Source organism: Flagellimonas marinaquae (assembly GCF_003992675.1).
Lineage (GTDB): Bacteria > Bacteroidota > Bacteroidia > Flavobacteriales > Flavobacteriaceae > Flagellimonas > Flagellimonas marinaquae.
This window is the reverse complement of sequence record NZ_RZMZ01000015.1, coordinates 789,636-810,336: the sequence shown is the minus strand read 5'-3', so window position 1 is coordinate 810,336 and position 20,701 is coordinate 789,636. Positions and strand designations below refer to the sequence as shown.

The following is a 20,701-nucleotide window of genomic DNA, read 5'->3' as shown; positions in this document are numbered from 1 at the left end:
GCTATGCTTATTTTGGGTCCAACACTACAAAGGGAACGATCATTTCCTCCAAGGATACCCCACCATGTTGATAGGTGTTCCTGTAATAGCTGACATAATGGTTGTAATTGTTGGGATAGGCAAAAAATAAGTCGTTCTTGGCAAAAATATAGCTGCTGCTCAAATTGATATTGGGCAAATGTATTTCCTGCGGATTTTTGGTGGCAAGCACATCCTTTTCCTGATAGGTAAGGCTTTTTCCCGTTTTGTACCTTAGGTTGAGACTGGTTTCGCGATCCCCGATTACCTTGGACGGCTGCTTAACATTGATGGTGCCATGGTCCGTTGTCAAAATCAACTTCATGCCCAAATCCTGTGCTTGTTGGATGATTTCCAACAAAGGTGAATTCTTGAACCAGCTCAAGGTCAATGAGCGATACGCCTTATCGTTGGAAGCAAGTTCCTTTACCACTTCCATTTCCGTTTTGGAGTGGGACAGCATGTCCACAAAATTATAGACCACTACGGTCAAATCGTTGTCTTTTTGTGCCCTAAAGTTATGGGCCAATTGTTTTCCTTGCTTCAGGTTATTGATTTTGTGGTATTCCCACTTAAGGTCAAGTCCCAAACGTTTGAGCTGTTCACCCAAAAACTCCGCTTCGCGTAGGTTCTTGCCGCCTTCGTCGGTGTCGTTTTTCCACCAATCGGGATACTGTTTTTCCATATCCGCAGGCATCAGGCCAGAAAATAAGGCGTTTCGGGCGTATTGCGTAGCGGTGGGCAAAATACTGAAATAGGCGCATTCCTGTTTCTTTTTATAGTGCACTGATAAGGTTTTCTCGAACGCCAGCCATTGATCGTACCGTAAATTATCAATGACAACCAAAAGGGTTTTATGGCCTTCCAGTTCGGGCTGGATTTTGTTCCTGAAAAGGGTGTGGGACATCACAGGGGCGTCCCCTTCCTTGAACCAACTTTTATAATTTTTGTCCACAAACTTTCCAAACTGGGAGTTGGCCTCGACCTTTTGTGATTCCAATATTTCGAACATCCCCGAATCCTCGATTTGTTCCAGTTCGAGCTCCCAATAAATTAACTTTTTATATAATTCTACCCATTCTTCTTGGGAATTGATCATGGAAAGGTCCATGGCAATTTTTCGAAATTCCTGTTGATAGTTTGCGGTGGTCTTTTCGGATACCAAGCGGGAATTGTCCAAACTCTTTTTTAAGGAGAGTAGAATCTGGTTGGGGTTGACAGGCTTAATGAGGTAATCGGCAATTTTGGACCCGATGGCCTCGTCCATAATATATTCCTCTTCGCTTTTGGTGATCATCACTACGGGTATGGAACCATCGTATTTTTTGATTTCGGTCAAGGTTTCCAATCCAGAGAGTCCCGGCATATTTTCATCCAAAAAAACAATATCAAAAAAGTCCTCCCGTATTTCCTCCAGCGCATCTTGACCACTTTGGCTGGTGACCACCTTGTAACCTTTGCTTTCCAAGAATAGGATGTGTGGCTTTAAAAGGTCTACTTCATCATCGACCCAAAGAATTGTTATCTTGTTCATATAGTGATTATCTTTGTGGGAATTAAAACGAAAAACTTTGGTAAAAACCAATAAGCTTCATGTTTTCAACGATCCAATTTACGGTTTTATTGGAACTCCCAACGAACTAATTTTTAGTCTCATCTCGCATCCTTACTTCCAACGGTTGAGGCGCATATCCCAAATGGGACTATCGTATTTGGTCTATCCCGGAGCACATCATACCCGATTTCATCATGCCTTGGGCAGCATGCATTTAATGACAAAGGCCATTCAGGTGCTAAAGTTAAAAAATGTAGAGATTACAGAAGAGGAGGAAAAGGGCCTACTGTGCGCCATCTTGCTACATGATATCGGCCACGGGCCGTTCTCACATGCCCTAGAGGGTTTTGTGGCCAAAGAAATAAGTCACGAACAAATCTCTTTGCGATTTATGATGGAACTCAACCAAGAGTTCAACGGAGAATTGGATACCGCTATATCCATATTTAAAGGAGATTATCCGAAGTCGTTTTTGAACCAATTGGTGTCGAGTCAGCTCGACATGGACCGTTTGGATTATCTAAAACGTGACAGTTTTTATTCTGGGGTCACCGAAGGAAACATCAATTCCGAACGGCTGATTTCCATGCTCAATGTGGTGGATGGTGACTTAATGGTCGAGGAAAAGGCCATTTACGCCGTGGAGAAGTTTTTGATGGCCCGAAGGTTCATGTATTGGCAAGTATACCTTCACAAAACAGGCTTGGTGGCCGAGCAATTGCTAGTGCGCATTATGCAGCGGGCCAGGTTATTGTTGAGTCAAGGAAAAAATCTTCCCGGCAGTGAGCCGCTATTGTTTTTTTTAAAGAACAATGGTACCTTAAACTTTGACAAACAAGTGTTGGAAACATTCGCGAAATTGGATGACATTGATATTTTGGGAGCACTAAAAAGCTGGCAATCGGACGATGATTTTGTGCTTTCCAAATTGTGCGGTATGTTGTTGGAGCGAAGACTTTTGCACGTCAAAGTGAAAAAGCGGCCCATAGCGCAAGAAAAATTGAAGGAAAAATTGGATTGGATCATCAAAAATCATGATCTTTCCGTTGAAGAAGCTTCCAATTTTGTCTTTGAAGGAGAAATTTCCAATAGGGCCTACAGCAGGGACGAGGCGATTCAGATTTTGAAAAAGAACGGAAAAGTTTCAGATGTGTTAAAGGAGTCGGACCAGCTAAGCCTAAAAGCGTTGGCAAAAACCGTCACCAAATATTACAGCTGTTATCCGAAGAAAGCCGTTTAACAAATTTTGTTACTTTTGCACCAATGAAATTTACAGCTACCCAAATTGCCGGAATCTTAGAAGGGGAAGTTGAGGGAAATCCTCAAATCGCTGTCCATAAACTATCCAAGATTGAAGAAGGCGAAAAAGGCTCTTTGACCTTTTTGGCCAATCCAAAATACACCTCTTACATTTATTCCACCAAAGCCTCCATAACCATAGTAAACAAGGACTTTGTGCCAGAGCAATCCATTTCAACCACTTTGATCAAGGTTGAAGATGCCTACAAATCCTTTTCCAAGCTTTTGGAATATTACAACCAGGTTAAAAACAACAAAGTTGGGGTTGAAAATCCTTGCTATATCTCCGAAACAGCCTCGTACGGTGACGAATTCTATTTGGGAGCGTTCGCCTATTTGGGCGACAATGTAAAAATTGGAAATAACGTTAAAGTCTATCCCAACGCGTATATTGGTGACAATGTACGAATTGGAGATAATGTGGTTGTTTTTGCTGGTGCCAAGATATACTCTGAGACAATCATTGGCAACAACTGCGTGATACATGGAGGAGCCATTATCGGTGCCGACGGTTTTGGATTTACCCCCAATGCCAATGGCGAATACAGCAAGGTGCCGCAGACAGGAAACGTTATCATTGAAGACAATGTGGATGTTGGTGCAGGAACGACCATCGACAGGGCCACTTTAGGGTCTACCATTCTGCGCAAAGGCGTGAAATTGGACAATCAAATCCAAATCGCACACAATGTGGAGATTGGAGAAAACACGGCCATAGCCGCCCAGACAGGGGTAGCCGGTTCTACTAAAATCGGTAAAAATTGTTTGATCGGAGGCCAAGTTGGTATCGTAGGGCACATCACCATAGGGGATAGGGTCCGTATCCAAGCCCAGTCGGGTATTGGAAGAAACGTAAAGGATGATGAAGTGCTGCAAGGATCTCCAGCCTTGAATTATGGCGACTTCAACAAATCATATGTACACTTTAAGAATTTGCCCAAACTGGCAAATCAAATCTCTAACATAGAAAAAAGAGTAAAAGGTGAGCAAACCAAGCAATAAACAACGCACCATAGCGAAAAAAGTGACGCTACAGGGTGTAGGATTACATACGGGTGAAAATGTAATTATGAGCTTTCTTCCAGCCGAAGAAAACCATGGTTATGCCTTCAAAAGAATCGATTTGGAAGGAGAGCCCATCATTGAGGCCGATGCCAATTATGTGGTAAATACCCAAAGAGGGACCAATTTGGAGAAAAATGGCGTTAAGATCCATACCTCCGAACATGTGTTGGCTGCGCTAGTGGGTCTCGATATCGACAACGTACTTATCGAATTGGATGCGCCAGAACCACCCATTATGGACGGTTCTTCCAAATTTTTTGTTGAAGCCCTGGAAGAGGCAGGTATCGTGGAACAGGACCAGGAACGTGAGGAATATGTGGTAAAGGACGTAATTTCCTATAAAGATGAGACCACGGGAAGTGAGATTACCGTTATACCGGCCGATGAGTACCAAGTGACCACCATGGTCGATTTTGGAACCAAAGTTTTGGGTACTCAAAACGCTACTTTGGAAACCATGTCCGATTTTAAAACCGAAATCGCAGATTCCCGCACCTTTAGTTTTTTGCATGAACTGGAAATGCTGTTGGAAAACGGATTGATCAAAGGTGGCGATTTGAATAACGCAATCGTTTATGTGGATAAGGAAATTTCCGAATCTACCATGAAAAAATTGGAAAAGGCCTTCGGCAAGGAAAAGCTTTCCGTGAAGCCCAACGGAATTCTGGATAATTTGACCTTACACCATCCGAATGAGGCCGCTCGGCATAAACTTCTGGATGTAATCGGTGATTTGGCCTTGGCCGGAACCCGTATCCGTGGTAAAGTCATTGCCAATAAGCCCGGTCATTTTGTAAACACACAGTTTGCCAAAAAACTGTCTAAAATCATTAAAATAGAAAAAAGAAATAAAGTCCCCAGCTACGACCTGAACCAAGAGCCACTCATGGACGTGAATGAAATCATGGCAAGATTACCGCACCGTCCGCCATTTTTGTTGGTGGATAAAATCTTGGAGCTCTCCGATAGTCATGTAGTGGGCGTGAAAAACGTGACCATGAACGAGCCGTTTTTCGTGGGACATTTCCCTGGTGCGCCGGTAATGCCCGGAGTGTTACAGGTAGAGGCAATGGCCCAGACGGGAGGAATTTTGGTGCTGAGCACCGTACCGGACCCAGAGAACTACCTTACTTTCTTTATGAAGATTGACAAGGTGAAATTCAAGCAACAAGTAGTTCCTGGGGATACCTTAATATTTAAATGCGATTTGATTTCTCCGATAAGACGGGGAATCTGCCACATGCAAGCCTATGCGTATGCCAACGGGAAATTGGTATCAGAGGCGGAGTTGATGGCACAGATTGTAAAAACAAAAAATACAGATTCGTAGATGAACCAACCATTAGCATATGTTCACCCAGGGGCCAAAATCGCAAAAAACGTGGTTATTGAACCCTTTACCACCATACATAACAATGTAACCATTGGGGAGGGAACTTGGATTGGTTCCAATGTCACCATTATGGAGGGGGCCAGAATCGGAAAGAACTGTAGTATCTTTCCGGGAGCCGTTATTTCTGCGATGCCCCAGGATTTAAAATATCAAGGAGAGGATACCACCGTTGTTATCGGTGATAATACCACCATTCGGGAATGTGCCACCATAAACAAAGGTACCTCCGACCGTATGAAAACAGTGATCGGAAACAATTGCTTGATAATGGCCTATTGCCACGTGGCACACGATTGTTTTGTAGGGGATGGCTGTATCTTCAGTAATAATTCTACCCTGGCAGGACATGTTACCATTGGTCAGAATGTAGTTTTGGCGGGAATGGTAGCGGTGCACCAATTTGTATCTATAGGTAACCATGCCTTTGTAACTGGAGGTTCCTTGGTGCGTAAAGATGTGCCACCATATGTTAAGGCGGCAAGGGAGCCCCTTTCCTATGTGGGCATCAATTCCATTGGATTGCGACGAAGGGGTTTCGAATCCGACAAGATTAGGGAAATCCAGAACATCTATAGAATACTGTATCAACAAAACTACAACAACTCCCAAGCGGCATCCATAATTGAGGCGGAGATGGAGGCGACTCCAGAAAGAGACGAGATTCTTCAATTTATTAGAGATTCGCAACGAGGGATCATGAAAGGTTATTTTAGTTCAAATTAAATTTATGGCAAGTACTTCTGATATAAGAAAAGGGTTGTGCATCCGATACAACCACGACATCTATAAGATTATAGAGTTTCTTCATGTAAAACCAGGTAAGGGACCTGCTTTTGTCCGTACCAAACTTAAAAGTGTGACCACCGGGAAAGTAGTGGACAATACGTTTTCTGCAGGACATAAAATAGAGGATGTTCGAGTAGAGACCCGTTCATATCAATTTTTATATAATGAAGGGGACACCTATCATTTTATGAACACGGACGATTACACCCAAATCGCCTTGCAAAAGGATGCTCTTGATGCTTCCGATCTTTTAAAAGAAGGCGAAGTGGTGACGATCATCTTCAATGCAGAGGATAATATGCCACTTTCTGTTGAAATGCCGGCAAGTGTCGTATTGGAGGTAACCCATACTGAACCGGGAGTAAAAGGAAATACGGCCACCAACGCGACCAAGCCTGCCACCGTGGAGACCGGTGCCAAGATCAATGTACCACTTTTCATCAATGAAGGGGACAAGATAAAGATCGATACGGAGAAAGCGGCTTACTTGGAACGCGCCAAAGAATAGTTGGAATGAAATTCCCCAAAACCTATACCCTAAAGCAAATTTCAGAAATCATTGATGCCGATTTTGTAGGCGATGATGACTTCCCTGTCTTGGGTATGAATGAAATCCACGTGGTTGAAGAAGGCGATATCGTATTTGTAGACCACCCCAAATATTATGATAAAGCGCTTCAATCTAAGGCCACAGTAGTACTCATCAATAAGGAAGTGGAATGTCCCAAAGGGAAGGCTTTGCTGGTCTCAGACGACCCATTTCGGGATTTCAACAAGCTGACGCGTTATTTTAAACCCTTTGAAAGCGCGGCATTCTCGATTTCGGAAAGCGCCAAAATAGGGGAGGGAACCGTAATACAGCCCAATGTTTTTATTGGGAACCATGTTAGGATTGGAAAGAACTGCGTCATTCACCCTAATGTTACCATTTACGATGGATGTGTACTTGGTGACCATGTGACCATCCATGCAGGAACCGTGCTCGGAGCCGATGCGTTCTACTACAAAAACAGACCCGAAGGCTTTGATAAATTGCTTTCCGGAGGAAATGTGGTTGTCGAGGACCATGTGGATATCGGCGCAGGATGCACCATAGACCGCGGCGTAACAGGGTCAACAACCATTGGGAGAGGTTCCAAATTGGACAACCAAATCCAAGTGGGGCACGATACGGTGATAGGCAAAAAATGTTTGATTGCATCCCATGTAGGTATTGCGGGTTGTTGCATTATTGAGGATGAAGTGACCCTTTGGGGACAAGTAGGAATTACGAGTGGAGCCACGATTGGCAAAAAAGCGGTGATTTTGGCCCAATCCGGAATTTCCAAATCCCTCGAAGGAGGAAAGACCTATTTTGGATATCCGGCCGAGGAGGCACGTGAAAAGCTGAAACAGATCGCATCCATCAAAAAGATTCCAGAGATTTTGCAAAAACTCAAAAAGATTTAAGAAATCAATAGATAAAAACTTTAGTAAACCATATTTTTGTATTTCTACATTAAGTTAAACATATGAGCGTCTTAGTAAACAAGGATTCAAAGATAATTGTACAAGGATTTACCGGTAGTGAAGGAACATTTCATGCCGAACAAATGATTGAATACGGAACCAACGTGGTTGGTGGTGTTACCCCTGGAAAAGGAGGTCAACAGCATTTGGGAAAACCAGTTTTCAACACCGTGGAAGAAGCCGTAAAAGAAGTAGGTGCCGATACCACCATTATTTTTGTTCCACCCGCTTTTGCTGCGGATGCCATTATGGAAGCTGCCGATGCAGGAATCAAGGTAATCATTACCATTACTGAAGGTATTCCTGTTGCTGATATGGTAAAGGCCAACGATTACATCAAGGATATGGATTGCACATTGATCGGTCCAAACTGTCCCGGTGTAATCACTCCTGGAGAAGCCAAGGTAGGCATCATGCCCGGCTTTGTTTTCAAAAAGGGAAAAGTGGGAATCGTTTCAAAATCTGGAACACTTACCTATGAGGCTGCTGACCAAGTGGTTCGACAAGGTTTGGGAATCACTACGGCCATTGGAATCGGAGGGGACCCCATCATCGGAACTACCACCAAAAAAGCGGTAGAACTATTGATCAACGACCCAGAAACCGAATGTGTAGTGATGATTGGAGAAATCGGTGGTCAATTGGAAGCAGAAGCAGCCAGATGGTACAAAGAAAGCGGAAGCAAAAAACCTGTAGTCGGTTTTATTGCCGGTGAAACTGCACCTGCGGGACGTACTATGGGACACGCTGGAGCCATTGTTGGAGGTAGTGATGATACGGCCCAGGCCAAGAAAAAAATCATGCGCGATTGTGGCATCCACGTAGTGGATTCTCCTGCTGAAATCGGCGTAAAGGTGAAGGAAGTGGTTGGGTAACCAACCGTTAAAACCATACTAAATCCCGTTTTATGCGGGATTTTTTTTCGTCTAAACATAAAACAACAACTATATTTGACCAGTTTTGGATTTTGAAACTAAAAATAGTTGTAGGTGTCAGTTCGAGTGATTTTGAGAAACGAAAAATCGTATCGAGAACTTTTTAGATGAAAATTCTGTTTCTCGATACAAATTTTACTCTTACTGTCGTGAAATCCACTCGAAATGACGAATTTTAGTAAAACGGATAATAACGAATATTTTAGTCAACAACCATTCAAACACAATCATTGTATGAAATGAGCCATAACAATTTTGGACACTGCTAAAAGTGTTAATTGGCGAATTGCATCTGATAGTTAGAAACAAATAAATATCCACAGATGAAACTTTTGGAAGGGAAAAACGTAATTATAACAGGAGCCAGTAGAGGAATTGGAAAAGGAATTGCCGAAGTATTTGCCAAACATGGTGCCAATGTGGCATTTACCTACAGTTCCAGCGAAGGCCCTGCCTTGGAGTTGGAAAAAGAACTGACCGAAATGGGCGTTAAAGCTAAGGCATACAAAAGCAACGCCGCCAGTTTTGAGGACTCTGAAGCCCTTGTGGCCAAAGTACTTGCGGACTTTGATGGTAGAATCGATGTACTGATCAATAACGCTGGAATCACCAAGGATAACCTATTGATGCGCATGGGCGAAGCTGATTTTGACCAAGTTATCGAAATCAACTTAAAGTCCGTTTTTAATATGACCAAAGCCGTACAACGCACCATGTTGAAACAGCGCAAAGGATCCATAATCAATATGAGCAGCGTGGTAGGGGTGAAAGGTAACGCCGGACAAACCAACTATGCCGCCTCTAAAGCAGGAATGATCGGGTTTACCAAATCCGTAGCCTTGGAATTGGGGTCTAGAAACATTCGTTGCAATGCGATTGCGCCTGGTTTTATCGAAACAGAGATGACCGAGAAATTGGACGAGAAAACGGTTCAAGGTTGGAGAGAAGGCATTCCATTAAAACGTGGCGGAAGCCCGGAAGATGTGGCCAATGCCTGTGTATTCCTGGCATCAGACCTTTCCGACTACGTAACTGGGCAGGTGTTGAATGTTGATGGTGGAATGTTAACCTAAATGAATGGAGTTGAGCACGGTATTCCTTATTGTTCTAGCAGTAGCTGCCGCGCTTACGCTTGTCTATTTTCAGTATTTTTATAAAAACCCGAGAAAGGGTTCACTGAATATAATATTGGCCGCATTGAGGTTCGTAACCTTGTTTTGCGGCCTTTTACTTTTGATCAACCCCAAGTTTGTGAGCAAGGATTTTTTTGTGGAAAAAGCAAACTTGATTCTTTTGGTGGACAACTCCACTTCGATGGAGGATGCGACCACCAAATCTGATATTTCCCAAGTAATCGCAAAATTGAAAGCGGATGATGAGCTTAACAAACGGTTCAATCTGCATCAATATGGATTTGGAAATACGATATCGGCGACCGATTCCATTCAGTTTGACCAAGGAAATACTGATATTGCCAATGCACTTTCTACATTGAACGAAGTTTTTGTGACAGGAAACAATGCTATTGTGCTATTTTCCGATGGAAACCAAACGTTGGGTAGGGATTACGGTTATATCACACTGAATGAGAATACAAGCGTTAACCCTGTAGTGGTAGGCGACACCACTCAATATGAAGACATTGCTGTTGGACTCATCAACGTTAACAAATACGCTTTTCTACGAAATAGTTTCCCGATAGAAACTTCCATTTGGTATCAAGGTACGCGTCCGGTTTCTAGTACGGTAACCATATCCATCAATGGGAGCAGAGTGCATCAAGAGCGTGTCAATCTCAGCGCCACCGTGAACAGTACAACTTTGAACACCTTGGTCGAGGCCCAAAGCGTGGGCATCAAAACCATTAAGGTTGAAGTGGGAGCCTTGGAAAATGAACGCAATATGGCGAATAACTCCAAGGAAACGGCCATTGAGGTCATCGACGAGAAAACCAATGTGGCTCTAGTATCCGATATACTGCATCCCGATATTGGATCGTTAAAAAAATCCATCGAATCCAACGAGCAACGCTCGGTTACGCTTTTAAAACCGACCGCAGACCAATCCCAATTTGAAGAAATGGGCCTGATCATTCTCTATCAGCCCAACCGTAATTTCAGAAATGTGTACACATTTTTGGAAAACTCAGGAGCCAATTATGTTACCATTACAGGAAGTCAAACGGATTGGAATTTTTTGAATGGCATTCAGCAGAGCTTTTCGGTATCGGGCAGTAGGCAATCCGAAGATATTCTCCCTGTTTTGAACAATGCGTTTGCGCTATTTGGCCTTGGTGATTTTTCTGTGGATGGTTTTCCGCCTTTAAAAGGCACTCTCGGCGACATTCAACTGAAAAAGAACAGCGAAACCATTATGTTTCAACAGTTACAGGGTATACAACTTGACAAGCCCTTATTTGTGATTTTGAACGAATCAAATATTAAGGAAGCGGTACTTTTTGGAGAGGATATCTGGCGATGGAGGGCGCAGGTATATCGAAATGACCAAGATTTCAAGAGATTTGATGATTTTATGGGCAGTTTGATGGTGTATTTAAGCTCCAATAAACAACGAAGCCGACTGGAACTGGATTATGAGCTTGTTTTTGACAACGCAAGTATGGCGAAGATCAAGGCCTCCTATTTTGACGAAGCCTACCAATTTAATGGCAATGCGACACTATCCATTGACATTAAGGGGATAGACAACGGTTTTTCTAGAGAGGCGCCCATGTTGTTGAAAGGCACCTTTTACGAAGTGGATTTAAGCGATTTGGAACCAGGGGAGTACAATTTTACGGTCACGGTTAAGGAAGATAACTTAAGTCGTTCCGGCTCATTCCGGATTTTGGATTTTAACCCAGAAAAACAATTGATTTCTGCGGACTTTAAAAAAATGAAGCGCTTAGCGGACAAAAATAACGGACAAGTGTTTTATTTGGACAAACTGGAGGAACTTCAGAACAATTTGATTTCATCACAGCAATTTCTGCCTGTTCAAAAGAGCAGGGATAATGTTGTATCTTTAATAGATTTCCGTATTTTATTGGGGCTGATAATTCTTTCCCTAGCTGCGGAATGGTTCATCAGAAAATATAATGGATTAATATAAATTGAAATAAACATGGATAAATTACCAAAGATTGCTTTGCCAGCATTGGCTGCGATTATTTTCTTGATTATCATCATCTCCAAATCAGCTGTGACCATCGGGTCCGGGGAAGCTGGAGTACTCTACAAAACTTTTGGTGGGGGAGTTGTCACCGATGAGCCTCCCTTGAGCGAAGGATTCCATCTAGTGGCGCCTTGGAACAAGGTTTATCTCTACGAGGTAAGGCAACAGGAAAAGCTGGAAAAAATGAACGTACTTTCTTCCAATGGTCTCGACATTAAATTGGAAGCATCTGTTTGGTTTCAGCCAAAATATGATCAGTTAGGAAAGTTGCACCAAGAAAAGAGTGAGCAGTATATCGATCGCGTATTGCTTCCAGCCATCCGTTCCGCTGCACGTAGTGTTGTGGGGAGATATACCCCGGAGCAATTGTATTCCAGTAAACGTGATGCAATTCAGCAGGAAATTTTTGAAGAGACCCAGAAAATTGTAGATGGGCAATACATTCAATTAAATGAAGTATTGGTAAGGGATGTAACATTGCCACCAACAATTAAAGATGCCATTGAGCGAAAATTAAAGCAAGAACAACAATCGTTGGAGTATGAGTTTAGGTTGGTAACCGCCGAGAAAGAAGCTGAAAAAGTGCGTATTGAAGCACAGGGTAAAGCAGATGCCAACCGAATATTGAGTGCCTCCCTAACGGATAAAATATTGCAAGACAAGGGCATAGATGCCACATTGAAACTAGCGGAATCTCCGAATGCCAAAATTGTGGTTGTAGGTTCTGGTGATGATGGGCTTCCATTAATTTTGGGAAATAACTAATTTCCCCTTTTTTGATTGAAAAATATACCCTATTTTTGGACCATAATGAGAAACAAAAACACACATCATCATTTTTATACTTGCCCTCAAGCGAGATAGAAATGTATTGTTGTTTTTAAAATATATTCTAACCCGTTTGAGAAATCAAACGGGTTTGTTTTTTGTACCCTTTTGGTTTTTCGGACAAAACGATTGAAAAATGACAAAAATTAGAATTGCCGTTCAAAAAAGTGGCCGTTTAAATGAGGATTCCCTGGCCATTTTAAAAGATTGCGGAATTTCCATCGACAATGGAAAGGACCAATTGAAAGCCACCTCCCGAAATTTTCCTTTGGAGGTATTTTATCTTCGCAATGGCGACATTCCACAGTATTTGCGGGATGGTGTGGTGGATATTGCCATTATTGGCGAAAATGTTTTGATTGAAAAAGGAAAAGACATTTCCATCGCAGAGCGTTTGAACTTTTCCAAGTGTCGCGTCTCCTTGGCAGTTCCAAAGGGCGTAACCTACAATTCCATTAAAGATTTTGAGGGTAAAAAAATAGCTACTTCATATCCAAATACGGTCAAGGATTATTTGGCTTCCAAAGGGGTAACGGCTGAATTGCACATTATCAATGGTTCCGTTGAAATTGCCCCGAACATTGGTTTGGCATATGGCATCTGTGATATTGTTTCAAGCGGAAGCACCCTGTTCAAAAACAATTTGAAAGAAGTTGAAGTAATGCTGACCAGTGAAGCGGTATTGGCCGTGTCGCCTACAATTTCCGAAGAGCGTAAAGAGCTGTTGAAGAAAATCCAGTTTAGGATCAAATCGGTACTGCAGGCGCGTCAGTACAAATATGTGTTGATGAACGCCCCTAATGATAAGCTGGACAAAATCATTTCCATACTTCCTGGAATGCGGAGCCCCACGGTTTTGCCCTTGGCAGAAGAGGGCTGGAGTTCGGTGCACACCGTCATCAATCGGGAAACGTTTTGGGAAGTCATCGATGAGCTCAAAGCCGCTGGCGCAGAAGGAATCTTGGTTTGTCCTATTGAAAAAATGGTATTGTAATGCAGCGTATCAACTATCCACAACACACGGACTGGGACGAAATTCTGAAGCGTCCCACACAGACCGTCACCGATATCGAAGAAGTCGTCAACAGTATTTTTAAGGAAGTACAGGCAGAGGGCGATACGGTCATCAAAAAATACACGGCTCAATTTGATAAGGTATCACTGGACTCCCTACTTGTAACCGACAACGAAGTCCAAAAAGCGGGCAACTCTGTCTCCGATGCACTGAAACAAGCCATTCACTTGGCAAAATCCAATATTGAAAAGTTTCACGCTGCCCAAAAAACAGCCAAGATTGAAATAGAAACGATGCCAGGAGTACAATGCTGGCAGGAAAAACGTCCTATTCAAAAAGTGGGATTATATATTCCAGGTGGAACAGCCCCTTTGTTTTCCACTATTTTGATGTTGGCCGTACCTGCAAAACTGGCAGGTTGCCAAGAAATAGTTCTTTGCACTCCTCCGGATAAAAACGGTGAAATCAATCCGGCCATCTTATATACCGCCCAACTCTGTGGTGTGACCCAGATTTTTAAAGTAGGAGGTATTCAGGCCATTGCTGGAATGACATTTGGCACGGAAAGCATACCAAAAGTGTACAAAATCTTTGGTCCGGGTAATCAATATGTGACCGTTGCCAAGCAATTGGCCACCAAATATGGTGTGGCAATCGATATGCCTGCTGGACCAAGTGAATTGTTGGTCGTGGCCGATGATTCTGCCAATGCTGCTTTTGTAGCCTCAGATTTGCTCAGTCAGGCAGAACATGGCGTGGATAGTCAAGTAATTTTAGTGTCTACATCGGAGAAGTTGATTAATGCGGTGGAAAAGGAAATCCAAGATCAAATACAGCAATTGCCAAGAGCAGAGATCGCAAGTAAATCCATGGGCAACAGCAAATTGATTTTGGTAAAAAACGATGAAGAGGCTTTAGGTCTCATCAACGAGTATGGACCGGAACACTACATTGTTTGCGTAGAAAACGAGAATTACTATTTGGAAAATACGATGAACGCAGGGTCTGTTTTTATTGGAAACTTCACCCCAGAAAGTGCAGGCGATTATGCTTCTGGCACCAATCACACCCTGCCTACCAACGGTTATGCCAAGCAATACAGTGGTGTGAATCTAGATAGTTTTATGAAGAGTATGACCTTTCAGAAAATATCGGAAAAAGGAATCCAGGGCATTGGAAGCGCCATAGAATTTATGGCCGAAGCGGAGGGATTACAAGCACATAAAAATGCGGTAACCCTTAGATTAAAAAGTTTGAAATAATGGAAGGGTTTGATTTGAATAAATTGGTCAGAGAGTCGGTTCGCAAGCTGCAACCATACTCTTCCGCCCGGGACGAATATGTTTCTGACGGCTCGGAGATGCTATTTTTGGACGCCAATGAAAACCCATTCGATAATGGGGTCAACCGTTATCCAGACCCTTATCAGCGAAGCTTAAAATCTGTATTGGCGAAGCAAAAAGGGGTGTCGGAAAGTCAAATTCTGCTTGGAAACGGTAGCGACGAGGTCTTGGATTTGATTTTTAGAGTATTTTGTGAGCCCAATCAGGATAATGTCATCACGCTTCCGCCTACCTATGGGATGTACAAGGTGTTGGCCGGCATCAACGCTATCAAGAACAGAGAAGTACTGCTAACAGCTGATTTTGAACCCAATGTAGAGGAAATCTTAAAAGCTGCCGACTCCCATTCCAAACTGATTTTTATCTGTTCCCCAAATAATCCAACTGGAAACTCCTTTAAGGGCGAGTACATCAAAACATTGCTGGAATCCTTTGACGGACTAGTGGTGGTTGATGAAGCTTATATTGATTTTTCAAAAGACGAAAGTTGGGTGTCAGCGCTTCAAACATATCCGAATTTGATTGTGACCCAGACCTTGTCCAAGGCATACGGGCTGGCAGGTATCCGACTGGGGATATGCTACGCATCTGAAGAGATTGTCAGCGTATTGAATAAAATCAAACCGCCTTACAACGTCAACCAATTGACCCAGCAACGAGCCTTGCAACGTGTTTTGAACCAAGATTTGGTCAAGCAAGAAGTCCAGCAGATTCTTGATGAAAGAACTGAATTAATCAAAGCGTTGAACAATTTGGAGTTTGTGTCAGTAATATATCCAACCGATGCTAATTTTGTGCTGGCCAAAGTGGATGATGCCAACAAACGTTACCAACAATTGCTAGAAAAACAAGTGGTGGTACGAAATCGAAGTACCCAACCGCTCTGCGAAAACACATTGCGCTTTACGGTAGGGACACCAGAAGAGAACAAAAAACTGATTGCTATTTTAAAAGAATTGAACTAATGGGCAGAAAAGTACTATTCATTGATCGTGATGGAACCATTATCAAGGAAACTGTTGATGAGCAGATTGATGCCTTCGAAAAAATGGTTTTTTATCCGAAAGTATTCACCTATTTAGGGAAAATTGCCAAAGAATTGGATTATGAATTGGTGATGATCACCAATCAGGATGGCTTGGGTACCGACAGTTTTCCAGAAGACACATTTTGGCCCGTACACAACTTTATCATCAAAGCTTTTGAAAATGAAGGCGTCGTTTTTGATAACGTATTTATAGACAGAACATTTCCAAAGGACAATGCGGACACCCGCAAACCGGGAACAGGGATGTTGACTTCTTATTTTTCCAAGGAGTACGATTTGGCGAATTCCTTTGTGATCGGTGATCGTTTGACCGACATGGAATTGGCCAAAAACCTTGGCGCTAAAGGTATTTTCATTAATGATGAAACCCATTTAGGCACTGGCGAAATCACCGTGAAGCGTGAAGAACTGGATGGTTATATCGCTTTGGAAAGCAACGATTGGGAAAAAATCTATGAGTTTTTAAAACTGGAGAACCGGGTGGCCGAAATATCCCGAAAAACCAATGAAACCGATATCCGAATCAAAATCAATCTCGATGGCACAGGAAAAAGTGATATCAATACCGGTTTAGCCTTTTTTGACCATATGTTGGACCAATTGGCCCGTCACGGACAAATGGATTTGGAAATTAAGGTGGATGGTGATTTGGAAGTGGACGAACACCATACCATTGAGGATACGGCCATTGCTTTGGGCGAATTGTTTTCCAAAGCCTTGGGCAACAAATTGGGCATAGAGCGATACGGTTTTGCCTTGCCCATGGATGACTGCCTGGCACAAGTGGCCATCGATTTTGGTGGACGCAATTGGTTGGTTTGGGACACCGAATTTAAACGGGAAAAAGTGGGGGATATGCCTACCGAAATGTTTATTCACTTTTTCAAATCGTTTACAGATGGCGCCAAGGCCAATTTGAACATTAAAGCAGAAGGCACCAACGAACACCATAAAATCGAAGCTATTTTCAAAGCTTTTGCCAAGTCCATAAAAATGGCGGTAAAGCGCGATGCGGAAAAAATGGTGTTGCCATCAACTAAAGGAATGTTGTAGATGAAAATTGTTATAATCGATTATGGCGCAGGAAATATCCAAAGTATCATGTTTGCCATAAAAAGACTGGGCTTCGAAGCTGTCTTGAGTCATGATGCCGATGAAATCCGAAATGCGGATAAAGTCATTTTTCCTGGAGTGGGAGAGGCCAGTTCAGCTATGGCAAAATTAAAGGCAACTGGATTGGACAAGGTGATTCCGACACTGAAACAGCCCGTTCTAGGTATCTGTCTGGGTATGCAGCTGATGTGCCATTCCTCCGAAGAAGGTAATACCGAAGGTTTGGGTATTTTTGATTTGGATGTGGTGAAATTTTCCAGCAAAGTAAAGGTTCCACAAATTGGTTGGAACCAGATTTCAGACCTAAAGAGCAAATTGTTCACCGATATTCCCGAGAAATCCTATATCTACCTGGTGCATAGCTTTTATGCCCCGATTGGTTCAGAAACCATTGGCGCTTCGGAATATGATGTGGAATACAGTGCTGCTTTGCAGAAAGCTAATTTTTACGGTGTACAGTTCCACCCCGAAAAAAGCAGCGATGTGGGCAGTGAAATTCTGAATAACTTTTTGACCCTAACCTAATTATGGAATTCCAAATATCAACGAATAAGGATAAGTTGGACATCCAAAAGGTGCACGAAGAGGTTACTGCAACCTATTGGGGAAAAGGAAGGAGCATGGAAGAGACGATGATGACGATTGAAAATAGTATTTGCTTTGGCTTGTACAACGATAAGGGAGAACAAATGGCTTACGCCAGAATCATGACGGACGGGCTGGTTTTTGCCTACATCATGGATGTTGTGGTCTTCGACCCCAATAAAGAAAAGGGATTAGGAAAAAAATTAATAAGTCATATTTTGGACCGAGCGGATGTAAGAAATGTAAATACCGTGGCACTCAAGACCATCGATGCCCATCACTTTTATGAAGATTTGGGCTTTAAACGCGTGGGAGATTCAAAAATGTGGATGTCCATAGACCGAATAAAATACAATTAGAGAATGAGATTGATTCCAGCTATAGATATTATCGACGGAAAGTGTGTTCGCCTATCGAAGGGTGATTATAGTACCAAAAAAATATATAACGAAAATCCGTTGGAAGTCGCCAAAGAGTTCGAGGCACACGGTATTCAACATTTGCATTTGGTCGATTTGGACGGTGCAAAGTCCGAACATATCGTCAACTACAAAGTCTTGGAGACCATTGCCTTAAAAACCAATTTACAAATTGACTTTGGAGGCGGCTTAAAAACTGGGGATGACCTACACATTGCATTTCAAAGCGGTGCGCACCAAATTACCGGTGGAAGCATTGCGGTGAAGGACAGGGAAACCTTTCTGAGCTGGTTGTCTACCTACGGAGCCAGAAAAATTATTTTGGGAGCGGATGCCAATAATGAAAAGGTAGCCGTATCCGGCTGGCAGGAAGAATCGGATTTGGATCTGATTCCTTTTGTTCAACAGTATCAATCCGAAGGAATTGAATATGTGATCTGTACCGATATCAGTAAAGATGGTATGTTGCAAGGCCCTGCTTTTGACTTATACCAAAAAATGCTGTCCGAAACCAAAAAAGGCTTAAATTTAATTGCCAGTGGAGGCATATCCTCCTTTGACGAACTCCCCAAACTTGCCGAAATTGGTTGTGAAGGCACAATCATTGGCAAAGCCATTTATGAAGGCAAAATCAGTTTAAAGCAGTTGGAACATTATATTCTTGAAAATGGATAAAGAAAAAGAACTCCAGGAAGAATTGGTTTGGAACGCGGGGTATCGTATGAACGAGAGCCTACGCATGATCAAAATTTGTTTGGAACAGTTGTCAGAAGAGCAGGTTTGGGAAAAACCGAATGAGTCGAGCAACAGTATTGCCAATCTCATACTTCATCTATGCGGAAACATTACCCAATATGGTATTGCCTCCATCCAAAATTTAGAGGACGAACGTAAACGGGACGAGGAATTCTCCACGGAATCCGGTTATTCCAAGGCAGAACTCATCAAAAAATTGGAAGACACCATTTCTGATGCCAAACGAGCATTTTATGATGCTCCGCTCAAAGAACTTCTGCGTAAAAGAAATGTACAGGGCTTTAACTTTTCCGGCGTGGGCAACATCATTCACGTTACAGAGCATTTGTCGTACCACACAGGCCAAATTGCGCTTTGGACAAAGATTTTAAATAATAAGGATTTGGCATTTTACGGAGGAGTTAACCTAAATGCCAAAAATGAAACTAAAAATATATAATGATTAACCACGTCATGCTGAATTCATTTCAGCATCTCATCAAAAATATATAAGTGAGACCCTGAAACAAGTTCAGGGTGACGATATCCTTAAGAAGCGTCATGCTGAACTCGTTTCAGCAGCTCATCATGGATTGAAAAATTAGAGAATGAAAAGAACTCAAAATAAATATAGGGAGTTGCACATGATAGAATGTTAAATCAATAAAAGAGTCATTCCGAACTCATTTCGGAATCTGATATGGTATGAGACATAGTTATGTTTACATAATGACCAACAAATACAGAACAACTTTTTATATTGGAGTAACATCAAATCTAAAGAAAAGAATTGCAGAACATTATCAAGGACTGGGTTCAAAGTTTACAGCAAAATATCAGTTGACTGATTTAGTATATTTTGAAATTTTTACAGACATCATTCAAGCCATTGCAAGAGAAAAACAATTGAAGAATTGGCGTCACGATTGGAAAGTCAACTTAATTAAAGAGCAAAACCCAACTTTAGAAACTTTAGATTATGGATAACGTCATGCTGAACTTGTTTCAGCATCTCATCAATATGGCCAGTGAGACCCTGAATCAAGTTCAGGGTGACTACGAGCCTTTAATGATGTTTTAAACACAAAATTAATGCTAACAAAAAGAATCATACCCTGTCTCGATATCAAAAATGGTAGAACCGTCAAAGGAATCAACTTTGTGGACCTACGCGATGCAGGAGATCCTGTGGAACTGGCGTCGATTTATGCCAAAGAAGGTGCCGATGAATTGGTTTTTTTGGACATTTCTGCAACCGAAGAAAAACGCAAAACTCTGGCCGAATTGGTGTATCACGTTGCGGAGACCATCAATATACCTTTTACCGTGGGCGGCGGAATTTCGTCCATAGAAGATGTGGACATTCTGTTGAAAAACGGTGCCGATAAGGTTTCCATCAACTCCTCAGCGGTAAAGCGACCCGAATTGATTAATGAGCTGGTCGCCAAATTCGGTTCTCAATGCATCGTTGTTGCCATTGATGCCAAACAAATAGTCGGGCAATGGAAAGTTCATTTGGTAGGCGGGAAGGTTCCCACAGAAATCGACCTTTTTGAATGGGCGAAGGAAGTGGAACAACGTGGCGCAGGAGAAATTTTATTTACCTCGATGGATCATGATGGCACTAAAAACGGCTTCGCCAATCAAGCTTTGGCAGAATTATCGGGCTTGGTGAACATTCCAGTAATTGCATCAGGTGGGGCGGGAACCATTTCCCATTTTACGGATACGTTTAAAGATGGAAAAGCCGATGCTGCTCTGGCTGCCAGTGTTTTTCACTTTAAGGAAATCGAAATCAAAACACTCAAAAAAGAACTAAAGGAAGAAGGAATTCCGGTAAGACTATAAAATATACATCTCGACTGCGCTCGATGTGACAGT

At 42.4% G+C, this 20,701-nt stretch carries 21 protein-coding genes; 20 read left to right on the top strand and 1 reads right to left on the bottom strand.

Translation table 11 applies throughout. The features are described 5' to 3' along the window. Positions 1-7: 7 nt before the first annotated feature. Positions 8-1,552, bottom strand: coding sequence for a T9SS response regulator signal transducer PorX (porX, locus tag EO130_RS13040; protein WP_127141942.1), 1,545 nt, complete (start codon positions 1,550-1,552; stop codon positions 8-10). Positions 1,553-1,589: 37 nt separating this feature from the next. On the opposite strand from porX, the gene EO130_RS13035 reads away from it, so the two are divergent. From EO130_RS13035 to hisF, 20 genes are all read left to right on the top strand, one after another. Further along, complete coding sequence (locus EO130_RS13035) at positions 1,590-2,813, top strand: HD domain-containing protein (protein ID WP_127141941.1); 1,224 nt, start codon at positions 1,590-1,592, stop codon at positions 2,811-2,813. A 23-nt stretch (positions 2,814-2,836) separates the two neighbouring features. After that, positions 2,837-3,874: a UDP-3-O-(3-hydroxymyristoyl)glucosamine N-acyltransferase gene (gene lpxD / locus EO130_RS13030; protein WP_127141940.1), complete on the top strand. Its 1,038-nt coding sequence runs from the start codon at positions 2,837-2,839 to the stop codon at positions 3,872-3,874. Further along, a complete protein-coding gene (locus tag EO130_RS13025) occupies positions 3,855-5,267 on the top strand; it encodes a bifunctional UDP-3-O-[3-hydroxymyristoyl] N-acetylglucosamine deacetylase/3-hydroxyacyl-ACP dehydratase (RefSeq protein WP_127141939.1) in 1,413 nt (470 codons plus the stop codon). The genes lpxD and EO130_RS13025 overlap by 20 nt, the downstream gene beginning before the upstream one ends. Next, complete coding sequence (gene lpxA, locus EO130_RS13020) at positions 5,268-6,053, top strand: acyl-ACP--UDP-N-acetylglucosamine O-acyltransferase (RefSeq protein WP_127141938.1); 786 nt, start codon at positions 5,268-5,270, stop codon at positions 6,051-6,053. Between the two features lie 4 nt (positions 6,054-6,057). Beyond that, positions 6,058-6,624, top strand: a complete 567-nt coding sequence (efp, locus tag EO130_RS13015; protein ID WP_127141937.1) for an elongation factor P — start codon at positions 6,058-6,060, stop codon at positions 6,622-6,624. Between the two features lie 5 nt (positions 6,625-6,629). Beyond that, positions 6,630-7,565 carry a UDP-3-O-(3-hydroxymyristoyl)glucosamine N-acyltransferase gene (locus tag EO130_RS13010; protein WP_127141936.1) on the top strand — a complete coding sequence of 312 codons (936 nt, stop codon included), beginning with the start codon at positions 6,630-6,632 and terminating at the stop codon, positions 7,563-7,565. 62 nt (positions 7,566-7,627) lie between these two features. Further along, entirely contained in the window at positions 7,628-8,500 is an 873-nt protein-coding gene (gene sucD, locus EO130_RS13005) for a succinate--CoA ligase subunit alpha (protein WP_127141935.1), read from the top strand. 383 nt (positions 8,501-8,883) lie between these two features. Further along, a complete protein-coding gene (gene fabG, locus EO130_RS13000) occupies positions 8,884-9,633 on the top strand; it encodes a 3-oxoacyl-[acyl-carrier-protein] reductase (RefSeq protein ID WP_127141934.1) in 750 nt (249 codons plus the stop codon). A gap of 4 nt (positions 9,634-9,637) precedes the next feature. Then, a complete protein-coding gene (locus EO130_RS12995; RefSeq protein ID WP_127141933.1) occupies positions 9,638-11,671 on the top strand; it encodes a vWA domain-containing protein in 2,034 nt (677 codons plus the stop codon). Between the two features lie 12 nt (positions 11,672-11,683). Beyond that, on the top strand, positions 11,684-12,499 hold the full coding sequence (locus EO130_RS12990; RefSeq protein WP_127141932.1) for a prohibitin family protein: 816 nt from the start codon (positions 11,684-11,686) through the stop codon (positions 12,497-12,499). Positions 12,500-12,698: 199 nt separating this feature from the next. Further along, complete coding sequence (gene hisG / locus EO130_RS12985) at positions 12,699-13,556, top strand: ATP phosphoribosyltransferase (RefSeq protein ID WP_127141931.1); 858 nt, start codon at positions 12,699-12,701, stop codon at positions 13,554-13,556. Next, complete coding sequence (gene hisD / locus EO130_RS12980; protein ID WP_127141930.1) at positions 13,556-14,839, top strand: histidinol dehydrogenase; 1,284 nt, start codon at positions 13,556-13,558, stop codon at positions 14,837-14,839. The genes hisG and hisD overlap by 1 nt, the downstream gene beginning before the upstream one ends. Then, a complete protein-coding gene (gene hisC, locus EO130_RS12975) occupies positions 14,839-15,885 on the top strand; it encodes a histidinol-phosphate transaminase (RefSeq protein ID WP_127141929.1) in 1,047 nt (348 codons plus the stop codon). Before hisD ends, hisC begins: the two co-directional genes overlap by 1 nt. Further along, the gene (hisB, locus tag EO130_RS12970) at positions 15,885-17,021 is read left to right on the top strand and encodes a bifunctional histidinol-phosphatase/imidazoleglycerol-phosphate dehydratase HisB (RefSeq protein ID WP_127141928.1); all 1,137 of its coding nucleotides are present in this window, start codon (positions 15,885-15,887) and stop codon (positions 17,019-17,021) included. The genes hisC and hisB overlap by 1 nt, the downstream gene beginning before the upstream one ends. Continuing rightward, positions 17,022-17,606 (top strand): imidazole glycerol phosphate synthase subunit HisH, encoded by a 585-nt coding sequence (gene hisH / locus EO130_RS12965; protein ID WP_127141927.1) that lies wholly within the window; start codon positions 17,022-17,024, stop codon positions 17,604-17,606. 2 nt (positions 17,607-17,608) lie between these two features. Continuing rightward, a complete protein-coding gene (locus tag EO130_RS12960) occupies positions 17,609-18,025 on the top strand; it encodes a GNAT family N-acetyltransferase (RefSeq protein ID WP_127141926.1) in 417 nt (138 codons plus the stop codon). 3 nt (positions 18,026-18,028) lie between these two features. Next, on the top strand, positions 18,029-18,760 hold the full coding sequence (gene hisA / locus EO130_RS12955) for a 1-(5-phosphoribosyl)-5-[(5-phosphoribosylamino)methylideneamino]imidazole-4-carboxamide isomerase (RefSeq protein WP_127141925.1): 732 nt from the start codon (positions 18,029-18,031) through the stop codon (positions 18,758-18,760). Beyond that, positions 18,753-19,280, top strand: coding sequence for a DinB family protein (locus EO130_RS12950; protein WP_127141924.1), 528 nt, complete (start codon positions 18,753-18,755; stop codon positions 19,278-19,280). The genes hisA and EO130_RS12950 overlap by 8 nt, the downstream gene beginning before the upstream one ends. 245 nt (positions 19,281-19,525) lie before the next feature. Then, positions 19,526-19,807 (top strand): GIY-YIG nuclease family protein, encoded by a 282-nt coding sequence (locus EO130_RS12945; RefSeq protein WP_127141923.1) that lies wholly within the window; start codon positions 19,526-19,528, stop codon positions 19,805-19,807. A gap of 105 nt (positions 19,808-19,912) precedes the next feature. Then, the gene (gene hisF, locus EO130_RS12940) at positions 19,913-20,668 is read left to right on the top strand and encodes an imidazole glycerol phosphate synthase subunit HisF (RefSeq protein WP_127141922.1); all 756 of its coding nucleotides are present in this window, start codon (positions 19,913-19,915) and stop codon (positions 20,666-20,668) included. The last annotated feature ends 33 nt before the right edge of the window (positions 20,669-20,701 follow it).